The organism is Thermoactinomyces sp. CICC 10521, from assembly GCF_016055135.1.
Taxonomy (GTDB): Bacteria; Bacillota; Bacilli; order Thermoactinomycetales; family Thermoactinomycetaceae; genus Thermoactinomyces_A; species Thermoactinomyces_A daqus.
Map to the genome: position 1 here is coordinate 1 of NZ_JAECVZ010000049.1, position 8,609 is coordinate 8,609.

An 8,609-nucleotide genomic window follows, 5' to 3' on the forward strand; every position below is an offset into this window, starting at 1 on the left:
ATAGGTCACATCAGGTTTACTTTATCTGTATATATCCTAGAAATATACAAAACCCCATTCCTTTTCCGAAGAAAAGGGTGGGGTTTGTCATCAATCTCGAGCTACCTATCGCAGGTAGCTTGTTTGTTTCCGGGAAACAGATTTGGTTCTGGCGTCATCATTCATTTATTCGTAAGGAGTAGCGAATTTGTGTCCTTTTGAGTGTTATAGTAGATGGATAAAAAGGTGTCTCAAAATGGTGTCCAAATAAGCAGTTTTTCATCTTCGCATGAAGGCAGGAGCCTCTAATCGCTTGAAATCTTACGGACTCCGTAAGGGTTCCACCTTTGGTTTGGGTGTGCCTTGAAGATGCGAACGCCCCAGTAGCCACCAAACGCTTCTCCTCGCTTCTTGGATTCGGATGATGGCCTTGTCCATGACATAATCAAAAACGGGCATCTCTTCACGCAACGCGAGAAGTTCTCCAATCGCTTCTTCATACAGTTCGCAAATCCGATGGATTCTCTCTTGTTTGGTCATGGTGTCCTCCTTGTATCGCCCATTTCTTCATCATGATCTCCGTCAGGCATTCCTCGGCTTTCGGGATATTCAGGGCGGTGGCTACTTTCAAAATCGCCGGCGTTTTCAGACGAGTGATCGTTCTTCTGGAAATCCCCAACTCTTCGCATACTTCATAATCCGATGGATGCCGGGGATTAAAGTATTTTTCCTCGATATATTGTCGTTCCCATTCCGTTAAAATCTCCAGTGATTTTTCGATCTGTTGAATCTTGATTTCCTTGGTCACTTTCTCGATGGCCATCCGTTCGGTTGTGGATGGGTATCCGGTATAAGCGGGACTTGTTCTTTCCTTGTATAGGGGGATATTGGCTGCGATTTTCTGATTCTCAATGGACATCTTCCATACCGGGTATTGATACAAGGTCAATTCCGTTTCTCTCATGACATCTTTGACGGTTTCCTTCCAAACCATGGATGCCTCCTGATTCTGAAGAGATCCCTATTTATGATCAAGTTGATTATCATTATACCATATCTTTGCCATTCTGTTGAAATTAAGGTAACGATTTAAACGATTTGTTCATCGAAAAAGGAATTGTTTCACCTTTTGTTTTACATCGGATATTCCCGTGATATAATGGGGGGAGTAGAAGCGTTGGATAGGAGTGAAAGGGATGTTAAAGCCAAATCTGGAGTTGATTTTAAGTCAAAAGAAACAGGAAGGGTTGATGCTGAACCTGAACGACCAAAAAGTGAAGCTGACCAAAACGAATCTGGCCATTGCCTTAGGCGTTGTCAAACAACAAATCACCATGTGGTGTACCGGAGCCGCTTATCCCCGACCGGAAACGATGTTCAAACTGGCGAAGATTTTGGGTGTCAAAGTGGATGATCTCTATACCTTGGAAGAAACCGAGGAAGAATTGCAGCAAGAACGGGAAGAAATCGAGAAACGATTGAAAGAGAAAGAAGAGGAAGCCAAACGCCGGAAACAAGCCTATCGACTGGCGAAACAAATCCAAGAGGGAGAAGTAGATGAATGAAGCCCAAAGCCTACTTCTGCCAAGTTTGTGGAGAACGCTTTGATTACCCGGATATCGTTTGCGCCAAGCATCAACTGGAACGGGATCGGATTCAGAAAAAATGGAGAGAAGACCCGGGGTATCAAAAGATTCAGGAAGAGGCACGGAAACGAATCGAGAAGTACTTCCCAAAGAAATAAAAAATCTCCCGTTTCAGGGAGAGCATTTGATTCAAGGAGTTCAGGTTCATGATCAACTTCTTATAGTATAGCGTTTTTGGACGCAAGTTGTGAAGTTTTCTCACAGAAAAAAGATGGCGCAAAGTTGACGCAAAATCTGGCGCGCACCGGAATCCATCCTTTCTTATAATGAAGACAATGGCATAGGAACGCATTTCCGCTCTCCCCTTTCGCACCTTCGGGTGCGTTTTTTTCTTGGCCCAATTCGACGCAAAAGAGAAAGAGGAGAAACGCATGGACTCATTGATCGTACTGGCGGTTTACCTGGGATTCATTGCAGGCATTCCCTTCTTCCTGAGAAGAGAAAACACGAAAGAAGATTATCTGGCAGGGAATCGGAAGTTCGGCACATGGAGCATGGCGCTGTCCGTTGCTTCGACATGGATTTGGGCGCCGGCTCTTTTTGTTTCTGCCGAAAAGGCGTATTCCAACGGAATTCCGGGACTGTTCTGGTTCCTGGTGCCGAATGTCCTTTGCCTGCTGATCTTCATCCCGATTGCCAAGCGGATTCGGGAGCAAATGTCAAATGGCTTTACGCTGTCGGAATATATGGAGCATCGCTATTCCCCTCGCGTGAAAACGGTGTATCTGTTTCAGTTGTCGGCATTGTCCCTGTTCTCCACCGTGGTTCAACTGCTGGCAGGCGGGAAAATCCTGAGCTTGCTGACGGGGCTGCCGTTCTGGTTGATGACCATCCTGTTGGGGCTGTTCACCTACAGTTACTCCTTCACCCATGGTATTCGCGCTTCCGTCATCACCGACGCGGTTCAAATGGTGATGATGATCGGTGCTTGCTTCTTGTTGGCTCCGTGGGCCATTCATCTGAAGGGCTTCTCTTCACTGATCTCCGGTCTTAGCGGAGTGAGCCACCAATACGGGAGTCTCTTCGATGCCAAGGGGCTTGAGGTGCTGTTGTCGTTCGGTATTCCGGCTGCGATCAGTCTTCTTTCCGGTCCGTTCGGAGATCAAAGCTTCTGGCAACGGGCCTTCTCGGTGAAGAAGGAGAAAATCGGTGCTTCCTTTGCACTGGGCGCTGTCCTGTTCGCCATTGTACCGCTCATGATGGGCATTCTGGGCTTTGTGGCAGCGGGCATCGGCATGAAGGCACAAAACCCCCAAGTCGTCAATCTTGAACTGGTGTCCTCCCTTTTCCCGCGTTGGGCACTGTGGATTTTCCTGTTCATGCTGTTGTCCGGTCTCCTGTCTACGGTCAGTAGTAACCTCTGCTCCATCTCATCGCTGGTCGGCGACCTGAGGGAGAAAGCCGGGCTCAAAGATTACCGGCTGAGTATGCTCCTCCTGACACTGGTTTCCATTGGGCTGGCCAACCTTCCCGGTCTGACCATTGACCGTCTGTTTCTGTTCTATGGGACGCTTCGGGCTTCGACGTTTGCCACCACGGTACTGACCCTGCTCGGAGTCCGGTTGTCGGAGAAAGGAGTCTTTTTCGGCGTCTTGTCCTCGCTTCTGGTCGGCTGGCCGATCTTCGCCTATGGCAATCTGGTGGATAACAGTACGCTCAAGGTGATCGGAAGCCTGACCACGCTGCTCTTGTCCGGAATCGTGGCTTTCTTGCTATCCAACGTAGGGGGGAATCGCTTTGCTCGGAAAGAAACAAGCGATCTCCAATGATGACTGGCTCCGGGCCATGCAGCAGATCGAGGAGCGGGTCAGCAAGGCGGAGATCGATTCGTTGATCGACCGAACCGTGGAGGATGTTCACAAAAACACGAAGGGTCAGAATGTCGCGTTTGGTTGGAGCGGGGGGAAAGATTCCCTCGCTCTTCAGTTTGTCATGGAGCAAGCGGGCATCGAAGCATGTGTCTTTGCCATGTCCAATCTGGAGTATCCGGCGTTTATACAGTGGGTGAACGATCACAGGCCACCCCAACTGGAAATCATCAACACCGGACAAGACTTGAAATGGCTGGCGAAGAACCTTCACATGCTGTTTCCGCAGGATGCACAGACGGCAGCCAAGTGGTTCAAGATCATCCAGCATCGGGCGCAAGAACTCTATGTTCAGCGGCATCAACTGGACATGATCATTCTGGGTCGGAGGAAAGCGGATGGAAATTACACCGGAAAAGCCGGGGCCAACCTCTACACCAACAAAAAAGGCATCACTCGTTACAGTCCCCTTCGTGACTGGAAGCATGAGCATGTTCTGGGACTCATTCACTACTACCATATCCCGTTGCCTCCCATCTACCAATGGCCAAACGGGTTCAAAGTGGGAACAGGGTGTTGGCCGGCCCGACAATATACCGGTTCCATCCGACAAGGATGGCGAGAGGTGTACTCCATCGACCCCTCCATCGTCCAAGAAGTTGCCACGCTCATCCCCTCTGCCCGGGAATTCCTGAAGGAGGAGACTTGATGGGTTTAGTCCAGAAGAGAGGAAAGAAGGAGCGAGTCGCATGAAAACAGAGAAAATTAAGCTGACGGAACTGAGGAACCCCGAGAAAAACGTACGCATTCACCCGAAAAAGCAGATTCAAGAGATGATTCGCAGCGTCAAGATGTTCGGCCAAATCCGGCCTCTGATCGTGGATGAGAACAATGTCATCCTTGCCGGAAACGGTCTGTATGAAGCCTTGAAAGAGATGGGAGTGACCGAGGCCGATGTTCTGCGCGTTACGCACCTGACGGATAAGCAGAAGAAAAAGCTGATGCTGGCGGATAACCGGGTGTACAGCTTAGGTATCGACGATAACAAAGCCATGCTGGAAATCCTGGGAGAACTGAAAGATGAGCTGGATATCCCGGGGTTTGATGATGATCTGCTGAAAGACTTGCTTGGTGATCTCGAGGATACCGAACAGCAACTGGCTGATTACGGAAAACTGGACGAAGCGGAAATTGAAGAGTTCCAAGAAGCGGCTGAACGAAAAGAAGCGATGATGGAAAAGGCCAAGCAACAAGCGGTTGAAGAAAAGCAAGAGCCCCCCTCTTCCCCTCCAACCGAATCCAAGCGAACCATTCACTGTCCGCATTGCGGAGGACGGATTGAACTATGATTATCAAAAAGCAGGGGCGGATGAATGTCGTCGAAGCCGCCCGAAAGCGAATCGAGAACATCTTTTCCAACAACGTGCCGGTGTACCTGTCATTTTCCGGAGGCAAGGACTCCCTTTGTCTGGCTCATCTGGTCTATACGCTCATTCAGGAAGAACGGATTGACCCCTCCCTTCTGACGGTTCACTTCATCGATGAAGAAGCCGTTTTCCCTTGCATTGAGCGGACGGTGATGGAGTGGCGGAAGAAATTCTTGCTGGTGGGCGCCAAGTTCCATTGGTACTGCCTCGAAGTGAAACACTTCAACTGCCTGAACGAACTGGAAAACGACGAATCCTTCATCTGTTGGGACCGGTACAAACGAGACGTATGGGTACGTCCCATGCCCCCGTTTGCGATCACCCACCACCCTCTCCTGAAACCGCGAAAAATGACCTATCAGGCGTTTCTGGATCGGTCCTGTGTGGATGGGATCGTGATGATCGGGATTCGGGTGTACGAATCACTCCAACGGCTGAAGAACATCTCGAAGCAAAAGAAACACAAACGACTCTTCCCGATCTACGACTGGAAGGACTCGGATGTCTGGCTGTATCTCCTTGAGAACCATATCGAGATACCCGACATCTATCGGTATCTTTGGCAATCCGGCGCCACCCGGAATGAAATGCGGGTGTCTCAGTTCTTCTCCATCGACACAGTCAAAGTGCTGGTAAAGATGAATGAGTATTACCCGGATCTCATGGAACGGGTGACCCGTCGGGAACCGAACGCTTATCTGGTGGCGCTCTATTGAGACAGTGAAATGTTCCGGCGAAAATCCTCGCACAGGCGGAAACTGGAACAATCGCAAAAGCCAAACGTCGACTATAAGAAAGAATTGATTCGCTTGCTATCCGACATCGACAAGAACTTCAACACTGAGCATAAGCGAACGGTCGCGCTGCGTTATCGAAATGTCCTCCTCCGCTTCCATTCCATGATGACGGAAAAGCACTACAAGGAGATGTACGAGGCGTTAATCGCTGGAGACCCGAAACTCCGGACGCTGCGAGCATTCTATTACGCGATCGTCAACGACTATTGGAGGAAATCGCAATGAAGCACGATTTGTTTGCTCCTCTTCACTCGCTGCAATTCGTCGACCGGGATCAGCTGAAGCCAAACGACTACAACCCGAACGTGGTTCCGAAAGAGAACCTGAAATTGTTGGTGCAATCCATTCTGACCAACGGATGGACGCTTCCCATCGTCGTCCGACCGGACTATACGATTATCGACGGATTTCACCGATGGACAGTCGCTGGCCAAGAGCCGCTTCGGAGCTTGTTGGGCGGAAAGGTTCCGGTGGTCATCGTCGATCACCAGGACGAGAGCGCGAACATCTACGGAACCGTCACGCACAACCGCGCAAGAGGAACCCACCTGCTGGCCCCGATGAAAGCGATCGTGAAGCGCCTGATGGATTCAGGCAAGTCCATCGAGGAGATCGGAAAACAATTGGGCATGAAGAAAGAGGAAATCTTCCGTTTATCGGATTTCAGCCGGGAAGAATTCCTGGAACTGATGGCACGGGAGCGGGAATACAGCAAAGCCGAGCTTTTCCGTGAAGCCTGAAGTTCCCTTATGAGAACACACAGCGATCAGGAGGTGAAGGAGCGTGGAACGATATGGCCCGACCAACCAAACTGACACCGGACATCCAAAAAAAGATAGTCTCCATCATCCGATTGGGGCATTACATTGAAACGGCTGCGGCTTATGCGGGCATCTCCAAACAAACGATTTATAACTGGATACGACAAGGGGCAAGGGAAGAAAAAGGAAAGTATCGGAACTTTCATGATGCTGTGACCAAAGCCTTGGCGGAAGCCGAGATTCGCGAATTGGCTTACATTGACCAAGCGGCGAAGAAGGGAAGCTGGCAAGCCGCGGCATGGATTCTGTCTCGACGGTTCCCCAACCGATGGGGCAAAGAAACCGCCTTGGATTCGCTTACGCAACAGGGACAACCTCAGCGTATCATCTTGGACTTTGGGAAACGAAAGGAAGAAAAAGAATGACCCTGTACGCTCCCGATGGTTACCTTTACGAATGGGAACAAGCCGCTTTCTCTTCCCAGCCACTGATCGTCCAAGGGTATCACCCGCATTCTGCCCAATGGCATCTTCACGATTCCTCTGCCCGTTTTCGCATCTTGACGTGCGGAAGGCGTTGGGGCAAAACCTTTGCCTGTGTGGCTGAGATGATGAAGCAAGCCCTGGAACATCCACGCTCTCTTTGCTGGTGGGTGGCTCCCTTTAACCGTCAATCCCTGATTGCGTACCGGTTAGCAAGACGTGCCTTGTCTCCCTTTATCCAGAAGGCCTTTAACGGTTCGTTGCGCTTGGAATTAACCAATGAATCGGTGCTGGAGTTTCGTTCCGCCGCCATCCCGGATACGCTCCGGGGGGAAGGGGTGGATCTCGTGGTCGTCGATGAAGCCGCTCTGGTTCGAAGAGAAGCCTGGGAAGAAGCGCTGCGTCCGACCCTGACGGATACCGGGGGAAGGGCGATTTTTATATCCACGCCCAAGGGCCGGAACTGGTTTTATGAACTGTTTCTGCGCGGGCAAGACCCCAAGTATCCGGAGTACCAAAGTTTCACCTTCCCGACCTCTTCCAATCCCCTGATTCCCGCCTCGGAACTGGAAGAAGTGAAAAGCACCTTGCCTGATTCAGTCTATCAGCAAGAGTATGAAGCCGTGTTCTTGGACGAAAGCGCGGGCGTCTTTCGCAACATTCACGCCTGTATCCAAGGGGTATGCGAACCGCCCCAATTCGGAAGAGAATACATCCTTGGCGTGGACTTGGCACGGAAAACGGACTATACCGTCTTGACCTGCATGGATGTGAAGGAGAAAAAGGTGGTGGCCTTCGACCGGTTTAATCAGGTCAGCTGGCAATTCCAAATCGAGCGGATTGTCCAGATGGCTCAGCAATACAATGACGCCCAAGTCATTGTCGACTCTACCGGATTGGGCGATGTGGTGATGGAAGCCTTGGAACAACGGGGACTGTACGTGGAAGGTTTTCATTTTACCCAACGCAGCAAACAGCAGTTAATTGAGAATCTGCAACTGCTTCTGGAGCAGGAAGAAATCCATTTCCCTGATATTCCGGACTTGATTCATGAACTGGAGATTTTCGGCTACGAGATGACGAAAAGCGGCAACATGACCTTCAGTGCCCCACCGGGCGCCCATGACGACTGTGTGATGAGCTTGGCCTTGGCTTGTTGGGCATTGAAGGAACATGCACCGATGCAGATCTTTGTTTAAGCAAAGAAAGAGGTGAAACCATGTTCAACTTAACGGAACGACTCAAGCAGTTTGAAAAGAAAGCGGCTCCGACGTTCCTCACTACCTGGACTACGGTCCGCACCGACCCGGAGTATGATTTAACCACGCTGACCGATGAAGGCTATCGCAAAAATAGCATCGCTTCGGCTTGTGTCACCATGATTGCCACGAGTGCCCCTGAAGCACTGTTGAGAGTCTATCGCCCGACGGATCATGGTTTGGAAGAGGTTCCCGATCATTGGCTGGTAAAACTCATCCAACGTCCCAATCCCATGCTCTCTTCCTATGAATTGTGGGAATGGGTGCATACCTTCTTGAATACGTCCGCGAAGGTCATGGTGGCCAGTTCCCGCCGAGCAATTGACAGGGGTGAGCCCATGACGGAACTGGAACAGGAAAACCGCTTGGACAAACGGCTCAGAGTGTATATACGGCCCAAAGTTCTGGTGATTGATGAAGTGGGCTACCTCCCCCTGGATAGCTTGGCAG

13 protein-coding genes are annotated in these 8,609 nt (G+C 50.5%); 11 read left to right on the forward strand and 2 right to left on the reverse strand.

Annotated elements, in window-relative coordinates:
- Positions 1-300: 300 nt before the first annotated feature.
- Together I8U17_RS17290 and I8U17_RS17295 are read right to left on the reverse strand one after the other, a co-directional pair.
- Positions 301-519 carry a hypothetical protein gene (locus I8U17_RS17290; protein WP_152568505.1) on the reverse strand — a complete coding sequence of 73 codons (219 nt, stop codon included), beginning with the start codon at positions 517-519 and terminating at the stop codon, positions 301-303.
- Positions 476-973 (reverse strand): ArpU family phage packaging/lysis transcriptional regulator, encoded by a 498-nt coding sequence (locus I8U17_RS17295; protein WP_198059903.1) that lies wholly within the window; start codon positions 971-973, stop codon positions 476-478. Before I8U17_RS17295 ends, I8U17_RS17290 begins: the two co-directional genes overlap by 44 nt.
- Positions 974-1,175: 202 nt before the next feature.
- Between I8U17_RS17295 and I8U17_RS17300 the strand changes: the two genes are divergently transcribed.
- The 11 genes from I8U17_RS17300 to I8U17_RS18660 all read left to right on the forward strand — a co-directional run.
- Positions 1,176-1,544, forward strand: a complete 369-nt coding sequence (locus I8U17_RS17300) for a helix-turn-helix transcriptional regulator (protein WP_232331174.1) — start codon at positions 1,176-1,178, stop codon at positions 1,542-1,544.
- A complete protein-coding gene (locus I8U17_RS17305; protein ID WP_198055915.1) occupies positions 1,541-1,723 on the forward strand; it encodes a hypothetical protein in 183 nt (60 codons plus the stop codon). The genes I8U17_RS17300 and I8U17_RS17305 overlap by 4 nt, the downstream gene beginning before the upstream one ends.
- A 273-nt stretch (positions 1,724-1,996) precedes the next feature.
- Complete coding sequence (locus I8U17_RS17310; RefSeq protein WP_198059904.1) at positions 1,997-3,394, forward strand: sodium:solute symporter family protein; 1,398 nt, start codon at positions 1,997-1,999, stop codon at positions 3,392-3,394.
- Positions 3,363-4,142, forward strand: coding sequence for a phosphoadenosine phosphosulfate reductase domain-containing protein (locus tag I8U17_RS17315; protein ID WP_198059905.1), 780 nt, complete (start codon positions 3,363-3,365; stop codon positions 4,140-4,142). The genes I8U17_RS17310 and I8U17_RS17315 overlap by 32 nt, the downstream gene beginning before the upstream one ends.
- Before the next feature lie 40 nt (positions 4,143-4,182).
- On the forward strand, positions 4,183-4,782 hold the full coding sequence (locus tag I8U17_RS17320) for a ParB/Srx family N-terminal domain-containing protein (protein ID WP_198059906.1): 600 nt from the start codon (positions 4,183-4,185) through the stop codon (positions 4,780-4,782).
- Positions 4,779-5,576 (forward strand): phosphoadenosine phosphosulfate reductase domain-containing protein, encoded by a 798-nt coding sequence (locus I8U17_RS17325; RefSeq protein WP_198059907.1) that lies wholly within the window; start codon positions 4,779-4,781, stop codon positions 5,574-5,576. The genes I8U17_RS17320 and I8U17_RS17325 overlap by 4 nt, the downstream gene beginning before the upstream one ends.
- A gap of 9 nt (positions 5,577-5,585) precedes the next feature.
- Positions 5,586-5,882, forward strand: a complete 297-nt coding sequence (locus tag I8U17_RS17330; RefSeq protein ID WP_198059908.1) for a hypothetical protein — start codon at positions 5,586-5,588, stop codon at positions 5,880-5,882.
- On the forward strand, positions 5,879-6,397 hold the full coding sequence (locus I8U17_RS17335) for a ParB N-terminal domain-containing protein (protein ID WP_198055910.1): 519 nt from the start codon (positions 5,879-5,881) through the stop codon (positions 6,395-6,397). The genes I8U17_RS17330 and I8U17_RS17335 overlap by 4 nt, the downstream gene beginning before the upstream one ends.
- A 53-nt stretch (positions 6,398-6,450) precedes the next feature.
- The gene (locus tag I8U17_RS17340) at positions 6,451-6,843 is read left to right on the forward strand and encodes a hypothetical protein (protein WP_198059909.1); all 393 of its coding nucleotides are present in this window, start codon (positions 6,451-6,453) and stop codon (positions 6,841-6,843) included.
- The gene (locus I8U17_RS17345) at positions 6,840-8,099 is read left to right on the forward strand and encodes a terminase large subunit domain-containing protein (protein WP_198055908.1); all 1,260 of its coding nucleotides are present in this window, start codon (positions 6,840-6,842) and stop codon (positions 8,097-8,099) included. Before I8U17_RS17340 ends, I8U17_RS17345 begins: the two co-directional genes overlap by 4 nt.
- A gap of 20 nt (positions 8,100-8,119) precedes the next feature.
- Positions 8,120-8,609 (forward strand): phage portal protein (locus I8U17_RS18660; RefSeq protein WP_304650722.1); only part of this gene is annotated, 490 nt, incomplete at its 3' end.